This is a genomic window from Hyphomonas neptunium ATCC 15444, from assembly GCF_000013025.1.
GTDB lineage: Bacteria > Pseudomonadota > Alphaproteobacteria > Caulobacterales > Hyphomonadaceae > Hyphomonas > Hyphomonas neptunia.
On sequence record NC_008358.1, the window covers coordinates 370,583 to 388,351 of the forward strand.

At 64.7% G+C, this 17,769-nt stretch carries 16 protein-coding genes; 6 read left to right on the top strand and 10 right to left on the bottom strand.

The genetic code is table 11. The features are described 5' to 3' along the window. Nucleotides 1–46: 46 nt before the first annotated feature. Nucleotides 47–412: a PRC-barrel domain-containing protein gene (locus tag HNE_RS01895; protein ID WP_011645408.1), complete on the bottom strand. Its 366-nt coding sequence runs from the start codon at nt 410–412 to the stop codon at nt 47–49. Nucleotides 413–563: 151 nt separating this feature from the next. Between HNE_RS01895 and HNE_RS01900 the strand changes: the two genes are divergently transcribed. Beyond that, nucleotides 564–1,421 carry a 50S ribosomal protein L11 methyltransferase gene (locus HNE_RS01900; protein WP_011645409.1) on the top strand — a complete coding sequence of 286 codons (858 nt, stop codon included), beginning with the start codon at nt 564–566 and terminating at the stop codon, nt 1,419–1,421. 153 nt (nt 1,422–1,574) lie between these two features. Here the strand turns inward: HNE_RS01900 and HNE_RS01905 are convergent, their stop codons facing one another. Continuing rightward, nucleotides 1,575–1,757: a hypothetical protein gene (locus HNE_RS01905; RefSeq protein ID WP_035590796.1), complete on the bottom strand. Its 183-nt coding sequence runs from the start codon at nt 1,755–1,757 to the stop codon at nt 1,575–1,577. A gap of 164 nt (nt 1,758–1,921) precedes the next feature. Here HNE_RS01905 and HNE_RS01910 point away from each other — a divergent pair, with 164 nt between their 5' ends. Further along, the gene (locus HNE_RS01910) at nt 1,922–3,733 is read left to right on the top strand and encodes an aminopeptidase P family protein (protein ID WP_011645411.1); all 1,812 of its coding nucleotides are present in this window, start codon (nt 1,922–1,924) and stop codon (nt 3,731–3,733) included. A gap of 94 nt (nt 3,734–3,827) precedes the next feature. Then, nucleotides 3,828–4,304, top strand: a complete 477-nt coding sequence (locus HNE_RS01915; RefSeq protein WP_035590799.1) for a hypothetical protein — start codon at nt 3,828–3,830, stop codon at nt 4,302–4,304. 83 nt (nt 4,305–4,387) lie between these two features. Here HNE_RS01915 and HNE_RS01920 read toward each other — a convergent pair whose 3' ends face one another. Then, complete coding sequence (locus tag HNE_RS01920; protein ID WP_011645413.1) at nt 4,388–5,512, bottom strand: alpha-L-fucosidase; 1,125 nt, start codon at nt 5,510–5,512, stop codon at nt 4,388–4,390. Between the two features lie 21 nt (nt 5,513–5,533). After that, nucleotides 5,534–6,265, bottom strand: coding sequence for a DUF2459 domain-containing protein (locus HNE_RS01925; RefSeq protein WP_011645414.1), 732 nt, complete (start codon nt 6,263–6,265; stop codon nt 5,534–5,536). A gap of 131 nt (nt 6,266–6,396) precedes the next feature. On the opposite strand from HNE_RS01925, the gene HNE_RS01930 reads away from it, so the two are divergent. Together HNE_RS01930 and ligA are read left to right on the top strand one after the other, a co-directional pair. Then, complete coding sequence (locus tag HNE_RS01930) at nt 6,397–8,082, top strand: DNA repair protein RecN (RefSeq protein WP_035590884.1); 1,686 nt, start codon at nt 6,397–6,399, stop codon at nt 8,080–8,082. Next, complete coding sequence (gene ligA, locus HNE_RS01935) at nt 8,079–10,184, top strand: NAD-dependent DNA ligase LigA (RefSeq protein ID WP_011645416.1); 2,106 nt, start codon at nt 8,079–8,081, stop codon at nt 10,182–10,184. The genes HNE_RS01930 and ligA overlap by 4 nt, the downstream gene beginning before the upstream one ends. A 19-nt stretch (nt 10,185–10,203) precedes the next feature. Here ligA and HNE_RS01940 read toward each other — a convergent pair whose 3' ends face one another. Continuing rightward, nucleotides 10,204–11,037: an outer membrane protein assembly factor BamD gene (locus HNE_RS01940; RefSeq protein WP_011645417.1), complete on the bottom strand. Its 834-nt coding sequence runs from the start codon at nt 11,035–11,037 to the stop codon at nt 10,204–10,206. Between the two features lie 223 nt (nt 11,038–11,260). Here HNE_RS01940 and HNE_RS01945 point away from each other — a divergent pair, with 223 nt between their 5' ends. Then, a complete protein-coding gene (locus tag HNE_RS01945; protein ID WP_011645418.1) occupies nt 11,261–11,692 on the top strand; it encodes a helix-turn-helix domain-containing protein in 432 nt (143 codons plus the stop codon). Nucleotides 11,693–11,711: 19 nt separating this feature from the next. On the opposite strand, the gene lpxC is transcribed toward HNE_RS01945, so the two are convergent. From lpxC to HNE_RS01970, 5 genes are all read right to left on the bottom strand, one after another. Further along, nucleotides 11,712–12,614, bottom strand: coding sequence for a UDP-3-O-acyl-N-acetylglucosamine deacetylase (lpxC, locus tag HNE_RS01950; RefSeq protein WP_035590890.1), 903 nt, complete (start codon nt 12,612–12,614; stop codon nt 11,712–11,714). Between the two features lie 291 nt (nt 12,615–12,905). Next, complete coding sequence (gene ftsZ / locus HNE_RS01955) at nt 12,906–14,390, bottom strand: cell division protein FtsZ (protein ID WP_011645420.1); 1,485 nt, start codon at nt 14,388–14,390, stop codon at nt 12,906–12,908. 123 nt (nt 14,391–14,513) lie between these two features. Beyond that, a complete protein-coding gene (ftsA, locus tag HNE_RS01960) occupies nt 14,514–15,809 on the bottom strand; it encodes a cell division protein FtsA (protein WP_011645421.1) in 1,296 nt (431 codons plus the stop codon). Further along, entirely contained in the window at nt 15,809–16,681 is an 873-nt protein-coding gene (locus tag HNE_RS01965) for a cell division protein FtsQ/DivIB (protein ID WP_011645422.1), read from the bottom strand. Before HNE_RS01965 ends, ftsA begins: the two co-directional genes overlap by 1 nt. Then, nucleotides 16,669–17,589, bottom strand: coding sequence for a D-alanine--D-alanine ligase (locus tag HNE_RS01970; protein WP_011645423.1), 921 nt, complete (start codon nt 17,587–17,589; stop codon nt 16,669–16,671). The genes HNE_RS01965 and HNE_RS01970 overlap by 13 nt, the downstream gene beginning before the upstream one ends. Between the last annotated feature and the right edge of the window lie 180 nt (nt 17,590–17,769).

Sequence of the window (17,769 nt, forward strand, 5' to 3'; positions counted from 1 at the left end):
CGGTGGCCGAAGCCACCGCCCTCAATCCAGATCTTCTGGCCGGGGATCAGAGCCAGTAAGGCTGGACCTTGTAGTAAGAATAGGCGGCGTCGCGGGCTGCATGGCCGTCATTCTTGGTCAGCTCTTCGATCGAATGCGCAGGCGCTTTCTCGAGCTGGTCCTTGGTGAAAGGCACGACATAGCCGTCCTTGTCTTTGCTGTAGTCGAGGGTCGACCATGGGACGGGGTGATACTTTTCACCCATGCCGAGGAAGCCGCCGAAGCCGACAACGGCGTAAAGGATGGAGTTGTCCGTCTTGTCCAGCATCACGTCTTCGACCTTGCCGATCTTGTCGCCGGCGGTGTTGTAAACGGATGTGCCGATGGTGCGGCTGGCGGGAATTGCGGTGGTGTGGCCAGTGGTGGTGGGCATTGAAGCCTCCTTTGGTGTTGCTTGTACTGTAACAACGCCTTGGGCTCGCAGAGGTTGTGTTAAACTTTGTTAGGCCGTTCGGGCACTGAGTGCCGTATTGGTCTGCCAGACCGCTTCCCATTCGCGGGGCAGCCTGCTAAGCGCCGCGTCCATGTATCAGATCACGGCAAAAGGCCCGCGGGGGCCAGTAGAAACGGCATGGGACGCGCTGGCCTGGGTAGACCCTTCGCCCGCAGGCGCAGTCGATGCCAAGGAAGACGCGCGCGGCGCGTGGCGGCTCGACGCCTTCTGCGAGACGATGGAAGAGGCAGAAGAATGCGTCGCCATCATCGAGGAGGCCGCCCCGGAGCTGACGGCGCGGATCGAGGAGATTGTCGAACGCGACTGGGTGACCCTGTCGCTTGAAGGGCTGCCGCCGGTAAATGCCGGGCCGTTCGTTGTGGTGGGCAGTCATGCGCTGAAAGCTTCCTCGCCGGGGAAAATCTCTGTGCTGATCGAAGCGGGGCCGGCTTTCGGTACGGGCCATCATGGCACGACGCTGGGCTGCCTGCTGGCGCTGGCCGAGGCGCGGCGCCACCGCAAGCCTGGCCGGGTGTTGGATCTGGGAACTGGTTCGGGCGTGCTGGCGATTGCGGCTTTGAAAGTGGGCGCCGAGATGGCGGTGGGCACCGACATCGACCGGGACTCGGTGTTCGTGGCGCGCGACAATGCCCGGAAGAACCATGTCAGCCGCTTCTTCGTGCATCATGTGCGCGGGGCCAATAACCCGGCGATCCGGCAGGCGGGGCCGTATGATACGGTGTTTGCCAATATCCTGATGAAGCCGCTGATCGGCCTTGCCGGCGAGATTGAGCGGCTGTCGGCGCCGGGCGCGGTAATCATCCTGTCAGGCTTGCTGCACCATCAGGCCGAGCCCGTGCGCGCCGCGTTTGAAGGCCACGGCATGCTGTTCCAGAAGCGCATCAAGCGCGACGGATGGTCGAGCCTGGTGTTCCGGAAGAAAGACTGAGGTTTTCGGGAAGATTTACCCTCCGGCCCATCCCTTTGAGGGGATGGGCGAGGAGGGGATCGCACCGGCGCTTTGGGGGAGGGGACGCATCCGGGCGATCTCAGCTGCCTTTCCTGAGGGGGAGAGATGGAAAGGCAGTAGATGGGGGGCAGATCAGGCGCGCGCGGCGCGGCGATCCCAGCGTTCCTGGCGGCGAGCCAGGATGTTGAGGCGGACCAGAGCGTCGCGGGCAGTTTCCTGACCGGCGGTGCGTGCAGGCTGGGTGTCCATTGCCGGGCGCTGGACATTCTCGATCACCATATCGGCGGCGGGCGAGAGGTTAATTTCCGTTTTCATGTTAATACCTTGTTAATGCTTATTTTGCTGCGGCGCAGCAATGTCTGTGTGCGGCGTATATAGGGTGCGAGCTAAACAAAACAGTATGGAAAGTGACATTTTTCCATGCGCATTTGCATAGCTCGCTTGCTTCCCGGCGGCGTCAGATGGCGCTATGAAGGGGCATGAGACAGACATTTGACATCAAGGGCGGGCCGCAGGACGGCCGTACCCATCTTCCGCTTCTTCGCCGCCAGCTCGAGCGCCAGGGCCTTGATGGCCTCTACGTGCCCCATGACGACGAGTATCAGAACGAATACCTGCCCGACGCGAATGAGCGTCTGGCCTGGGCGACCGGTTTCACCGGCTCGTTTGGCTCGGCGTTTGTGTTCCTGGACACGGCGGTGCTGTTTGCCGACGGGCGCTATACGCTGCAGGCCGCCGACCAGACCGATCCGGCGCTGTTTGAGGTGGTGGGCATTCCCGATCCCGGTGCGTTCGGCTGGCTGGCCCAGCAGGCGCTCAAGGGCAAACGGGTGGGCTATGACGCGCGCCTGATGAGCCCGAATGATGTGGCCGCGCTGGCCGCGGCGGCGGCAAAGGCCGGGGCCGAGCTGGTGTCGGTTGAGGAAAACCCAATCGATGCGGCCTGGCAGGATCGCCCGCCCCAGCCGATGGCGAAGGTGGTGCCCCATGCGGTGAAGCATGCCGGCGTTGCCCATACCGACAAGCTGGAAGCGGTCGGCGCGCAGCTGGCGCGCGACGGGGCGGATGCTGCCGTCTTGACCTCGCCGGCCTCGCTGGCCTGGGCGTTCAATATCCGGGGCGGAGATGTGAGCTGTACGCCGCTGCCGCTGGGCCGGGCCATTCTCAATGCGGACGGTTCGGCAGAGCTGTTCATTGATGAGGAAAAGACCGACGCGGCGCTGCGCCGGCATCTGGGCAACAGGGTGACCCTCCGTCCTCTGAGCAAGCTGGACGAGGGGCTGAAAGGCCTGGCCGGCAAGACGGTGAGCCTTGACCCGGATGTGGCATCGTCCTGGTTTTTTGACGAGCTGAAGGCAGCCGGGGCACGGGTGCTGCGCCAGCGCGACCCCGTGGCGATCCCGCGCGCCTGCAAGAATGACGCGGAAATCAAGGGCACGACGGCGGCGCACGCACGCGACGGCATTGCGCTGACCCGGTTTCTCCACTGGCTGGATACGGCAGCCCAGAGCGGGGAGGTGACCGAGATCGAAGCGGTGATGAAGCTGGAAGCGTTCCGTGAGGAACTCGGCTCGATGACCGATCTGTCCTTCCCGTCAATCTCCGGCGCAGGGCCCCATGGCGCGCTGCCCCATTACCGTGTCTCGACCGCGTCTGACCGCAAGCTGGAGCGGGGCTCGCTGTTCCTGATCGATTCGGGCGGGCAGTATCTGGACGGGACAACGGACGTGACCCGGACGGTGCCGATCGGCGAGGCGACGGACGAAATGCGCGCCAACTATACCCGCGTGCTGAAGGGGCATATTGCGCTCGCCGCGGTGCGCTTTCCGCCCGGCACTACGGGCACGCATCTTGATGTGCTGGCGCGCCATGCCCTCTGGCAGGCCGGGCTGGACTATCAGCACGGCACCGGCCACGGCGTGGGCGTATATCTGGGCGTGCATGAAGGTCCCCACCGGATCGCCAAGCCGTGGAACGCGGTGCCGCTGATGCCGGGGATGATCGTGTCCAACGAGCCGGGCTTCTACAAGGCCGGCGAATACGGCATCCGGATCGAGAATCTGCAATATGTAACGCCTGCGGAGGATATTCTGGGCGGCGAGATTGCGATGCACGGCTTTGAATGCCTGACCTTTGCCCCGCTCGCGCGGGACCTGATCGACATCAAGATGCTCTCCAAAGACGAGCGCAAATGGGTGAACGATTACCACAAGCGCGTGATGAAGGTTCTTGGCCGCAAGCTCGACGGCGAGGTCAAGGAATGGCTGAAGGCGGCGTGTGCCCGAATTTGAGGCAGCGCCGCTTTTCTGGGCAGGGAAAGCCCCGTTCCATCTTCAGGCGGCGGAGGGGCCGGTCTAATCCTGAGTCTGCTTGAGGGAGGCAGACTTGGATATTCAAACATTGTTGACGCCGGTGACGGGACTTTTGCCCGCGGCCTGGAGTGAAGATACGCGCGTGCTGGTGGTCGAGCTCGGCGCGGGGGTGATCGTGTTCGCGCTGATGGTGCTGGCCGCGCGCCTGTTCGTAGGGGGGCGGCGGAAGCGGGCAGCCGTTGAGGCGGGGCATGCGCCGGCCGCTTCTGAGTTGACGGCTGCTGAACCGGCCGCCGAAGGCACGCCCTGCGCGCGCGGTCCTAACCTCGACCCGGAAGAGTGGGTTTCCGGCAATGTGATCCATCTCGACCGTTACCGGGCGGTCGGCTTTATCCGGTGCGACCGGGTGAAAAGCCCGGTGCGCTTTGCGATGCCTGATCTTCTGGAGGGGGCCGCGCGGGCGCCGCGTGTTGGGGAGAAGGTGCGCTTCAAGGGCCGCCATGGCGCCCGGCGACGTCCGGTGGCCGATGTGGTGGAGCGGGCCGGATAAGGGCAAGCCTTAAAAAAGACGCCTCCGATGATGTCATCGGAGGCGTTGTGAGGTCCAGGCTGAAGTCCGGGAGGACGCCGGGATCAGGATTTGAGGTGTTGCCCCAGCGCGCGCAGCGGCACTTTCTGGAGGTCCGGGATCGAGCCGTCGGCGAGCGGGCCGATATTGATCAGCAGGTTGCCGCGTTTCGAGGTGACGTGCTTATAGAGATCAATCACTTCCTCGCTCGACATATAGTCTTCCGGGATTTCCGCTGAGTTGTAGCCAAAGCCGAGGCCGAGCCCGCGGCAGGCTTCCCATTTATGTTCTTTGGGCACGACGCCCAGGCCAAACTCGACGCAGCGATAATCGGCAAAGGGGGCAGGGGTTTCTTCCTGCTGTCCGCCTGCGGAGCGTTCCTTCATCGTGTCGTTGAAGCCCTTGAGGGTGGCCGGATCGCGCAGGGCGTTGAAGAAGTCTTCCGATGCAAACCAGCGGTCGTTGGTAACGCCGTCGGGCACGGCTTTATAATAATAGTCGAGCAGGACGGGCACATCCGCAGCATTGGGCCAGCAGATGTCGTTCCAGAAGATCGATGGTTTGTAACGGTCTATCAGCTCCTTGGCCTGGGCGAGGGCGTATTGGCGGTAATCTTCCTCGGTCGGCACGGCGGCAAACATGTCGCCCATATTGGCGATGGGCGTGTCGCGGAAGGTCCAGTCGAGGCCGCCGGAATAATAGAGGCCGAAGCGCAGGCCACGGGCGCGCACGGCGTCTGCCAGCTCGCCGACAAAGTCACGCTCGCTGTGCCAGCCGGGGCGGTGGGGGTTTTCAATTTCGGTTGGCCAGAGGCAGTAGCCGTCATGGTGTTTGGTGACGAAGACGCAATGGGTGGCGCCGCACTCGACGAAGAAATCGGCCCATTCATTGGCGTCGAACTTCTGGGAGAGGGCGTCGAATTCCGGGCGGAATTCCGCATACGGCTTGTCGCCGTAAAGCTCTTTGTGGCGCTTGCGGGTTTCGCTGCCTTCGACCCGGACAGCGTTGTCATACCATTCCGAATAGGGGGTCATCACCGCGCTCATATAATAGTCGTCGCCGTGAAGCTCGTGGATGGCGCGGCCGCGCGGCGCCCAGGCGGGGATGGTGAACATGCCCCAGTGAATGAAGATGCCGAGCTGAGGCTTTGCAAACCATTCCGGACACGGGCGGCCATTGGGACCAATCATATTCTCTCCTCCCACATTATTCTATTCGACTAGTGTTACCTCCTCGGTACGCGTCTCCTCGGCCTTTCGCAAGGGTGACGTAACGTTCCATGCAAAGGGCGCGAAGAGGGAGCGGGGGAGGCCCGCCTTGCCCAGCGCCGCAGCGGTCCACTGATTGCAGGTGTTGAACATGCTGTAGCGCCCCGTCGCATGGACGAGGATTTCGCCCGGTACCGGTGTGGGGATAACGCTGAACTGGCCGTCGCTGTCGCGTTCGAAGGTGTCGCGGATATGGTCGATTATGGCGCCGCGCCCTTCATTATCGACCGGGATCGGCTCGCAGAACTCGTCTACCGACCCGCCATCGACCGGCACGATCCGCACGGCGGTGTCGTTCATGCCGGCCAGCGCGCTGAGCACGCGGCCGGCTGTCATGTCCTCAGGCTGGAGCACGCGGGTGAAAAAGACCGAGTCGCCCCAGCCAAACAGGACATAGGTGTTTGGCGGCAACCAGGCGGGCAACTCGTCTTTCAGCTCCTCCGACCAGTCGAACAGCGGATCATAAAGGGGGATCGCAATGTCGGTATGGAAGGGCGCCTGGCAGAGGTAGGTGGCGGGCGTGGCGGCGTCTGCGAGTTGCGGGCGCCCGCCAGACGCCAGTTTCTCCGAAAGCCAGGCAGCGCCGAGATACCAGAAGCACAGGATCAGCAGCGCCGCCAAAGTCAGCCCTGCCCATTTCAGGACCTTGATGATCTGCGCGTGCCCGAAAGTCACCCCGCCTCCTGATTGCGTCTCCCCTCGGGGCCTTGAGGCAGAGGATGGGGCCAAGCCGTGTTTCTGCGCAAGCCCATGATTCGGAATTGAATCCAGTTGTTCCTATTTTGTTCTCATGCTATGTGCCCCTTATGCTGCTCTCCATCTCTATCCGTGAATTCGTGCTTATCTCCCGGCTCGATCTTTCGCCGGGAGAAGGCTTCACCGCCCTGACCGGGGAAACCGGCGCAGGGAAATCGATCATTCTGGACGCGATTGCGCTGGCCCTGGGCGGGCCGGCAGATCGCGGCTTTATCCGTGTGGGCGCCGATCAGGCGAGCGTGGCGGCCGAGTTCGAGGCCGGGGCCGGGCATCCGGTGTGGGCGTTGCTGAAGGCGCACGGCGTGGGCGCGGAGGCGGGCGACACGCTGACCTTGAAGCGCGTGGTCCGCACGCAGGGCTCTGCGCGGGGATTTATCAATGACCAGCCCGTCAGCGCGGCGCTTCTGGCCGAAGCGGGCGACCTGCTGGTGGAAATCCATGGCCAGCATGCCGCTTCCAGCCTGATGCGGCCCTCGTCCCATCGCCGGCTGCTGGATCAGTTTGCGGGCAATGACGCGCTGCTGGCCGAATGCGCTGGCGCCTGGCAGGCGCTGGACGCGGCGCGGGCGGCGCGGGAAACCCTGAAAGCCGAGCAGGCCGCCGCGCGGGAAGCGCGCGAATGGCTGGAAGCGTCGGTGGAGGAGCTGGAGCGCCTGGCGCCGCAGGCGGGTGAGGCCGAAAGGCTGGCAGAGGAACGTATGCGGCTGATGCAGGCCGAACGCGTTCAGGAAGCGGTGTCGGAAGCTGAAGACGCGCTTGCCAAGGGCGGCTCGGAGGCGGCGCTCGGCAAGGCGGCGCGGGCGGCAGAGCGCATCTGCCGGCTACCGGGCTTTGACACCGGGGAGGGCACGCTGGCGCAAACGGCGCGGGCCGCAGCCGAAGCAATTGAGCGGGCGCTGATTGAAGTGCGCGAGGCAGAGCTTGCTGTGGCGCGGCTTTCGGCATTGCCCGAAGCGTCTGGCGATCTTGATGCGGTTGAGGCGCGCCTCTTTGCGCTGCGCGCGGCGGCGCGGAAATATGGCGGGGAGGCAGAGCTGCTGCCTGCTCGGCTCGAGGCCTTGCGCGCGCGGCTCAATCTGGCCGAAGCAGGCGACAGCGATCTGAAGAAGGCAGAAGCGGCCGAAAGCGCGGCGCGGGCGCGCTGGCATGGCGCGGCCCACCGGCTGAGCGAAGCGCGCCGGGGTGCGGCCGGGCGGCTGGAGAAGGCGATAGCGGCCGAGCTCAAACCCCTGAAGCTGGGCCGGGCCACGATCCGGGTGGCTTTTACGCCGCTGGGTGAGGCTGAAGCGGGCGCGGCCGGCGCAGAACGGGTGGAGTTTGAGGCCGAAACCAATCCGGGGGCGGGCTTTGGCCAATTGCGCAAGGTGGCCTCGGGCGGGGAGCTGGCGCGGGTGTCGCTGGCGCTGAAATGTGCGCTTGCCGAAGCCGGCAGCGCCGGCACGCTGATCTTTGACGAGGCCGATCAGGGCGTGGGCGGGGCGGTGGCGGCGGCGATTGGCGAGCGGTTTGAGCATCTGGCGCGGACCCGGCAGGTGTTTGCCGTCACCCACAGCCCGCAGGTGGCGGCGGCGGCGGATGGGCATTTGCTCGTGGAAAAGCGCGCCGAGGCTGGCGAGACCCATCTCACCTTGCTAGATGCGTGCGAGCGGCGGGAAGAGATTGCCCGCATGCTGTCCGGCGCCGAAGTCACCGATGAGGCGCGCGCTGCGGCAGGGAGGTTGATGGAGGATGCATGAGCGGGGACAAACCAGTCGAGGCGCTGAGCGAAGCGGAAGCGGCGGCAGAACTGGAGCGGCTCGCGCGGGCAATTGCGGACGCTGACGCGGCCTATTACCAGAATGATGCGCCCGAGCTGACCGACGCTGACTATGACGCGCTGCGCCAGCGCAACCTCGCCATCGAGGCGCGCTTTCCGGCGCTGAAGCGCGAGGATTCGCCGACCGACCGGGTGGGCGCCGAAGCCGGAGACGGCTTTGCCAAGGCGCGTCACAGCGCGCCGATGCTTTCGCTCGACAATGCGTTCACGGATGAAGACGTCGCAGACTTCGCGGTTCGCATCCGGCGGTTTCTGGGGCTGGCGCCGGAGGAAACGCTCGCCTTTACCGCAGAACCCAAGATCGACGGGCTGTCGCTGAGCCTGACCTATGAAAACGGAAAACTGATGCGCGCGGCAACGCGCGGCGATGGCCAGACCGGTGAGGACGTGACCGCGAACGCCCGCACGCTGGGCGACATTCCGGTGAAGCTGAAAGGCAAGGGCTGGCCGGAGCGGATCGAGGTGCGCGGCGAGGTCTATATGGCGAAATCTGCCTTTGCCGATCTCAACGCGCGCGAGGCAGAGGCCGGGCGGAAGGTGTTTGCCAATCCGCGCAATGCGGCCGCCGGGAGCCTGCGCCAGCTGGATGTCGAGATTACCAAATCGCGGCCTTTGCGCTTTTTCGCCTATGCCTGGGCGGCGGCGAGCGAGCCTTTTGCGCAGACCCAGTTTGAGGCTGTTAAGGCGTTTGCCGATTGGGGTTTTGTCACCAATTCCCGCATGATCCGTATCAAGACGGTAGAGGAAGTTCTCTCCTATTATCAGGAGATCGAGGCGGAACGGGCGAGCCTCGAATACGATATTGACGGGGTGGTCTATAAGGTCGACCGGCTGGACTGGCAGCAGCGGCTGGGCTTTGTCAGCCGCGCGCCGCGCTGGGCTATTGCGCACAAGTTTCCGGCCGAGAAGGCGGTCACAACGCTGCTGGGCATCGACATTCAGGTGGGGCGGACAGGGTCGCTGACGCCGGTGGCGCGGCTGGAGCCGGTGACGGTGGGCGGTGTCGTGGTCTCAAACGCCACACTGCATAATGAAGACGAAATCGCGCGCCTCGGCGTCAAGCCCGGAGACAAGGTTGAGATTCAGCGGGCGGGCGATGTCATCCCGCAGGTGCTCCGCGTGGTCGAGCCGGGGCAGGGTGCGCCCTGGGCGATGCCGGACACATGCCCGGTCTGTGGCTCGGCAGCTGTGCGCGAGATTGATGATGCCGGGCGCGCCGATGTGCGCCGGCGCTGCACGGGCGGGCTGATCTGCCCGGCCCAGGCGGTCGAGCGGCTCAAGCATTTCGTCTCGCGCAAGGCGCTCGATATTGACGGGCTTGGCGAGAAGCAAGTGCTGCTGTTCCATGAGAAAGGCGCGGTGAAAGCGCCCCAGGATATATTCCGCCTGAAGAAGAATATCGAGGCGGCCGGCCTGCCGCCGCTGGAGGAATGGGAGGGCTTTGGCGCGCAGTCTGCCAGGAAGCTTTACAGCGCGATTGATGCGCGCCGCAAAGTGCCCTTCGCGCGGTTTCTGAACGGCCTTGGCATCCGCTATGTCGGCCAGACGACCTCGGCCCAGTTTGCCCGCAGTTTCCTCAGCTGGCAGAGCTTCTGGGCGGCGGTGAAAGCGGCCGAAGAGGGCGGCATCGAGAGCGAGGCGTATAATGAGCTCATCGGCATTGACGGCATCGGCCAGGCCGCGGCCCGCTCGCTGATGGCGTTTGAGGGCGAGCCGCACAATCGCGAGATGCTGGCCGCGCTGCTGGAAGAGGTTGAGGTGGAGGACGAGATCCCCGCCGAGACCGGCAGCCCGGTGACGGGTAAGACGGTGGTGTTCACCGGCACGCTGGAGAAGATGACGCGCGACGAGGCCAAGGCACGGGCGAGCGCGCTGGGCGCGAAGGTTGCCGGCACGGTTTCGGCCAAGACAGATATTGTGATTGCCGGGCCGGGCGCAGGCTCAAAGCTCGTCAAGGCCGAGCAGCTCGGCCTCGCGGTGATGACGGAAGATGAATGGCTCGCCCTGATCGGGGAGACCTGAGGGGCAGGGGCCCGGCGGGTTATTTGCCGCCGGGGATCAGCCGCTGGAGGAAGGTCCGGCGCGTGGTTTCGTCAACCGCTTCGGGGTTCAGCCCTTCATTGGTCAGCAGCCGGTAGCTCATCTGATACCAGTCGCTGCCCGGATAGTTATGACCGAGCGTTGCCCCGGCCACGACGGCCTGATCGCGCAGGCCCAGCGTCAGATAGGCTTCGACGAGGCGGTGGAGGGCTTCCTCGGAGTGGGAGGTGGTCTGGTAATCGGTCACGACCTTGCGGAAGCGGTTGACCGCGGCGAGGGTCTGGTTCGAGCGCAGATACCAGCGGCCGACGGTCATTTCCTTACCGGCCAGCTGATCGTTGACCATGTCCAGCTTCACGCGCGCATCGCGGGCGTATTCGCTTTCAGGATAGCGGCGGATGACTTCAAGCAGCGCGTTACGCGCGCTTTCGGTTGTGGCCTGGTCGCGGCCAACATCGGTGATCTGGTCGAAATGGTTCAGCGCTATCAGATAGTAGGCGTATTCGGCTTCCGAGCCGCCCGGATGAAGCGAGAGATAGCGTTCTGCCCCGGTGATGGATGTGGTGTAGTCGCGCGAGCGATAGGAGGCATAGGCCGACATGACCATCGCGCGGCGGGCCCATTCGGAATAGGGGTGCTGGCGCTCGACTTCCTCGAAGAACAGTTTGGCGCGCGTATAATCGCGGCGATCGAGCCGGTCGGTCCCCTGATTGTAAAGCTGTTCGACGGGGCGCTCGACATAGGCGAGTTCCGGGTTCCGGCGCGTGGAGGAGCAGGCGGTGATGAGAAGGGCACCGGCCAGAATCACGAGGGGAAGGGGCGTCAGTTTCGGCATGCAGTGCGGCCTCGCGCTGTCAGAACAATTCGTCAGCTTGATTAGACCGGAATGTGCGCGGTTTCCAAGGCCGTTTGTCATCTTGGGCAACTGCGGCGGGGGCAGACAAGCCCTTGCCCTTTTGGAGGTGTGCTCTACGTCTGACGGGTGTAGGCTTCTTTGTTCCGCTACGGAAACGGGTGGAGGGGTATCCGGAAACCCGTTGGCACAGTCAGGTGATCCCATGAAACCGATCAAACTGAGCGACGCAAATCAGGTAGACCGTCAGGTCGGTGAGCGTATGCGCCGCCGGCGTATCCTGCTTGGTTTGACGCAGGATCAGGTCGCCGATGCGCTCGGCATTTCCTATCAACAGATCCAGAAATACGAGACCGGGGCAAACCGGATCAGCGCCGGGCGTCTGGCGCAGATTGCCGAAGTGCTCGAAGTTCTGCCCGGTTGGTTCTTTGGCGTGCCCGAAGCGGCCGACGCGCCGGGGAGTTCTTCGCGCGCGGTAATTGAGCTGGTCCGCAACTTTTCGCGCATCGAGGACGAGCGTGTGCGCACCCATCTCATGGCATTGATGCGGTCATTGTCGGGCAGTGGCGAGGGCGAGTCCGCGGAGCTGGAGGGCCAACGCCCGCAGGCCAATGGCGGCATCAGCGGCCAGGCCTGAACCGTTCAAGCGCTTGAAATCAAACGGCGGCGCGGATGTTTTCGGCCGCTTCTGCGGGCTTGCCGGCTTCTTCCCAGCACCAGGCAGAAGGATTGGCCAGCAGGGCGCGCACCAGCTTGTTGTTGATCGCGTGGCCGGGCTGGACGGCGTCATAGGCTCCGGCAATCGGCGCGCCGGCGAGCATCAAATCGCCCACAGCGTCGAGCATCTTGTGGCGGATGAACTCATCTTCCACGCGCAGGCCTTCAGGGTTCATGATGCCTTCGTCGCCGATCACCACAGCGTTTTCGAGCGAGCCGCCACGGGCAAGGCCCATGGAGCGCAGCATATCGACATCGCGGGCGAAGCCGAAGGTGCGGGCAAAGGCGAGATCGCGGGCAAAGCTGCCGGGGACGAGGCGCAGGGCCATCTGCTGAACGCCGATGGTCTGGTCGGTATATTCGATGCGGGCGCGCATGGTGAGGCTGTCATCGGCGACCGGTGAGAGCGAGGCGCGCTTGGGGCCGTCAATAACTTCAACCTTTTCAAGCACGCGGATGCGGCGGCGCAGGGCGCCCTGGGCCTTGAGGCCGGCGAGCATCATCAGCTCGTAGAAGACCGAAGAGGAGCCGTCCATGATGGGGACTTCCTGGGCGTCGATTTCAACGATGAGGTTGTCGATGCCGAGGCCCGCGATGGCGGCGAGCAGGTGTTCGACGACCGCGACAGAGACGCCATGTTCATTGGCGATAGTGGTGCCGAGCTGGGTGTCGCTGACGGTCTCGGCATGGGCGAGGACCGTGCCGGTGCCTTTGGGGACATCGGTGCGCAGGAACACAATCCCTGTGTTTACAGGGGCAGGGCGCAGGTTCAGGCGGGCGCGCACGCCGCTGTGCACGCCGACACCGGCGCAGCTTACGGCTTTCGCGAGAGTGTGTTGCATGTCGCCCATGAAACCAGACACCTGAATTGCGGCTGCACGGGGCGCAGCCTTCGGAGTCCATTTGGCAATGCTGGGGGAAAGCATCAAAACACGCGATATTGCGTGTTGTTACAATCCGGGACGCTGGAACGGGCTAGTGCATTGTAAAATATAGGGACATTCGTGTAACAAAGCGTGTCACCGCAGGGCCACACTGCGCCTGATTCCGGACAAACGCGGACAAATCAGGACAAAACGGGACACGCCCGGACGGGTGGGTCCGGGCGTGTCGGGTCTGTTCAGGCGGTCAGCTCAGTTATTGGCGGACCGGCGCAGGAAGGCGGGGATTTCCAGATCGGCATCGTCAAACGGGGCCGGTTTGGGGTGGTCCTCGGGCGATGTGACGATCTGCGAAGGCACGGCGGGCACGTCGCTGGTGTCGTTCTGGCCCTGCGGCGTCGGGCGGCGCCAGCCGAAGAGGTTGGCAAAGCCGGCGGACGGGGTTTCGCGCGCAGGACGGTCCGGGGCAGGCGCTTCCTTGCGGCCTGAGAAGACGCCGGGCATCGGAGCGTCGGCCTCGGGCTCATCGTCCGCCACAGCTTCGGCGTCTGCCATCACCGGCCTGGCGGCGGCAGGCTGAGGGCGCGTGATCACGACCGGGCGGTCTTCATCTTCGGCGTTGGCGGCGACGGGCACAGCGCTGTCGTCTTCGGCAACGGTTTCTTCAACCAGGGTTTCGAGCATTTCCTCGACACCGGCATCGGCCTCTATTGCGGCGGGGACTTCCTCGACCGGGGCGGCGACGGGCTGGCGCACGCTGCCGGTGGCGGGCTGGGCGGCGGGCAGGCGGCGTGCGGCTTCATCGAGACCGGCAGCCACCACGGAGACGCGGATACGGCCTTCCAGCTCTGTATCGAAGGCCGAGCCGATGATGATGTTGGCTTCAGGATCTGCCTCGCGGCGGATTTCGTTGGCGGCCTCGTCCAGCTCGAACAGGGTCATGTCATAGCCGCCGGTGATGTTGATCAGCACGCCTTTGGCGCCGCGGATCGTGACATCGTCGAGCAGGGGGTTGTCGATGGCGGCGCGAGCCGCGTCGAGGGCGCGGGTTTCGCCGGTGGCTTCGCCCATGCCCATCAGGGCGGTGCCCATGCCGGTCATGATGGCGCCGACGTCGGCGAAGTCGAGATTGATCAGGCCGGGCATGACGATGAGATCGGTGATGCCGCGCACGCCGTTATAGAGCACGTCATCGGCCATGCGGAAGGCGTCCGCAAAGGTGGTGCGGTCGTTGGCGATGCGGAAGAGGTTCTGGTTGGGCACGACGATCATCGTGTCGACATGGCTGCGGATGCGCGCGAGGCCTTCCTCGGCGAGCTTCATCCGGTGGGAGCCTTCAAAGCCGAACGGCTTGGTGACCACGGCGATGGTGAGGATGCCCATTTCCTGCGCGGCGCGTGCGATGACCGGCGCGGCGCCGGTGCCGGTGCCCCCGCCCATGCCCGCGGCGATGAACACCATATGGGCGCCTTCAAGATGGAGGCGGATTTCCTCGAGTGATTCTTCAGCGGCGCGGGCGCCAATTTCAGGACGCGCGCCAGCGCCGAGACCGCCAGTGGTCTCAAGGCCAAGCTGGAGCTGCATCTCGGCGCGCGAGCGGGCGAGGGCCTGCGCGTCGGTGTTGGCGACGACAAATTCGACGCCCTGGAGGTTTGCCTCGATCATGTTGTTGACGGCGTTGCCGCCGGCACCGCCTACGCCAAAAACGACGATTTTGGGTCTGAGTTCTTGGGTCATCGTGCGCCTGTTCTCACAATTTCGCGTCCCGCCGGGCCGTATGAGCCCCCACCATCGCGTGGGGGGGCTAAAAAACGCTTAAGTGAATGTGGATGGCGCGAGAAACTTTTCAGGGAAACTTCTTCAGAAATTTTCCTTCAGCCAGCGCAGCGCTGTATTCACCAAAGTGCCTGAACCGGCAGTATCCTCTGTTGATGCCACGCCAGCCCGCGCTGCATCTGCAAACCCCAACTCCGGATAGAGTATCAGGCCCGACGCTGTGGAGAAAGCCGGTGTTGCCAGTGCCTCGCCCAGAAATTCGGCAATCACCGGCCGGCCGAGGCGCACGGGCGCGCGCAGATAGCGGCTGGCGACTTCGCGGATGCCGGGAAGCTGGCTGGCCCCGCCGGTCAGCACGACGCGGTGGGGGAGGACCTTGCGCACATCGCTGGTTTCCAGAAGCTGAGCGACCAGTTCGAAGGTTTCCTCGATGCGCGGCGCAATGATGCGGGCAATCTCGCCGCGCTCGGTGCGGGTGGCATGCAGGCGGCCGTCATCCCCGAGGCGGGCGGCTTCGACCCGCTCGGCAAGGCCGGGGCCTTCAAGGTCTGCGGTGCCGAACATGGTTTTGATCCGCTCGGCGGCCGCAAAGGTGGTTCCCAGGCCCTGGGCAAGGTCTGCGGTGACATGCTGGCCACCGGCCGGCACGAGGCCGAGCCAGGCGGGCGCGCCATTGAGAAAGACCGAAACAGCGGTAATCCCGGCGCCCATGTCGATACAGATGGTGCCGTTCTCAAGCTCGTCCTCGATCAGCGTGCCAAGGCCCGAGGCGATGGAGGAGGGGACAAGTTTGGTGATGCCCAGATGCGCCCGGCCAACGCATTCGATCAGATTGCGGACGATGGATCTGGGCGCGGTGATTACCGCCATGCGGACATGCAGCGTGTTGGCGATCATGCCGACGGGCTGGCGCACGCGGCCGGCGGCGCGGTCAATCGTGTAGACGACGGGCCAGGCGGCCAGAACATCTGAATTCTTCTGCGGCACACGGGCAATGGCCTGGGCATGCAGGCGGCGCACATCGCGCCCCGTGACCGGGCGCCCACCGGGCTCGATCTGGGCCTCGACAAGGCAGGAGACAACTTGCGGGCCGCTGACGCCGAGGATGACTTCGCTGATCGGTTCGCCCGCTTCGCGTTCGGCGTCTTCCACGGCCACACGGATGGTGCGCTCCAGGCCGTCCATATCGGTAATGCCGCTGCCATTATAGCCGCGCGTCTGCTGGCGCCCGGCGCCGAGGATCTGAATGCGGCGCGGGCCGGAGCCATCCGGGCGACCGATGAGACAGGTGGTTTTCGAGCAGCCGATGTCGAGGGCGGCGACGGTGCCGGCGCGCTGGCTCTGAAGGCGGGCGAGGCGTTTTGCCGAGAGGTTTGCCATCAGGTGCGCTCACCGGCGGGGGCGAGGGGGGCGGCGAGTTTGGCTTCCTCGGAGACGCGCAGATAGACACGGCCGCGCGAGCGCAGGTCGATCATGTCGAGCGGGCGCTGGGTCAGCGCGGTGCGCACCTGCAGCTTGGCGAGGCGGTCCATTGCGGGCTCAAGCGCTTCATCTTCGGGCAGGCGAACCGTCACGCCACTGACGAAGCGCATGTCCCAGCGGCGTTCGCCGACGCGGGTGGCGACGGCGACGCGGTCGTTGATGTCGGGCGAAGCGGCCAGCGCGCGCGTCAGCTGGGGCGCTGCTTCAGGCGCGCCGAGACCGGCCAGGCGGAGGAGGTGGCCATGATCTTCAGACTTGGCATCGGGCAGGATGCGGCCGAGGCCATCGACCACTTTCCAGTCGCGTCCATCATGCCAGAGGGCGACGGGTTCAGCGGCCTCGGCGAGGATCACGACCTGGCCGGGCCAGAGGCGGTGTACACGGACGTTGAGGACGTTCTTGGTGGCTTCAACGCGGCGGCGGATGACATAGGGATCTGCGCGGAACATGTTCTCGCCCGGCTCGATCATCGCGGCGGCGCGCACTTCATCGGCGAGCGCCGGGTTCAATTCGAGGCCAATCACGGAGACCGAGCGCACATCGACGCCGGCAAGGCGGGCGGTGTCGTCCATGAAGCCGCCAAAGCGCGAGCCGATCTGCGACATCGACCCGCCCATCCAGGCAGCGGTGGCAACCAGAATGGCGATCAGCATCACGATGCCGAAAATCACCGAGGAAACGCGCACTTCCTCGCCGGTGGTCTCGTCAATGATGGTGGCGGGCGCGCGGCGGCGGCCGGGAACAGTCTGGTTACGCTCTATCTTTGGCATGAGGCGTCCTCGATCATCCAGGCGACGAGGTCTTCGAAACTCATGCCCATATGCGCGGCCTGCTCGGGCACGAGCGAGGTCGGCGTCATGCCGGGCTGGGTATTGGTTTCGAGGATCACGAGCCGGTCCTTCTGTTCGTCATAGCGGAAGTCCGAGCGTGTAGCGCCGCGACAGCCAAGCGCCCGGTGCGCGAGCAGCGCGGCGTCCATCGCCGCCTCCGTCACTTTCGCGGGCAAGTCTGCCGGGATCACATGCCTTGATCCACCAGCCGCGTATTTTGCATCAAAATCGTAATAGTCCCTTAAGGTCGTGATTTCCGTGACAGCCAGGGCCCGGTCGCCCAGCACGGCGACGGTCAGCTCGCGGCCGGGGATGTATTCTTCCGCCATCAGATAATCGCCATAGCGCCAGTTCGGGCCGGTCAGCTCGTGAGGCGGGCCGTTGGCGCCTTCGCGCACGATCAGCACGCCGAAGCTGGAGCCTTCGTTCACCGGCTTGACCACGTAAGGCGGGGGCAGGGCATGGGCGGCGGCGGCCTCTGCGCGGGTGACGCGCTTGTCAGCGGCAACATCGAGACCGGCGCTGCGATAGACGGCTTTGGATTTGAGCTTGTCCATGGCGAGGGCAGACGCGAGCACGCCGGAATGGGAGTAGGGCAGGCCCATCACTTCGAGCAGGCCCTGCACGCAGCCATCCTCGCCCCAGGGGCCATGAAGCCCGTTGAGCACCACATCGGGCTCGGCCTCTGCCAGCTGGCTCGCCAGTTCACGGGTCACGTCGATCTCGGTCACGTCATAGCCGGCCTTGCGGGCGGCGGCGGCCATCTGCTGGCCGGAAGACAGGGAGACCGGCCGTTCCGAAGACCAGCCGCCATAAATCACTGCTACCCGTTTCGTGTCCCGCTTCATGGGAAATCTCCTCCTGCCGGCCTACTGCCGCGTCTCGCATGCCTTGATGCCGTGTCGTGGTGAATACCGACTTAAGACGCAGGGGCGGGCGGCTGTCAGGCGGGGGCGGGGCGGTTTTGCGGCAGATTACCGAAATATCATGTGGGGCTTTGCAAGAAAGTGCTTGACTACATCCGTGGT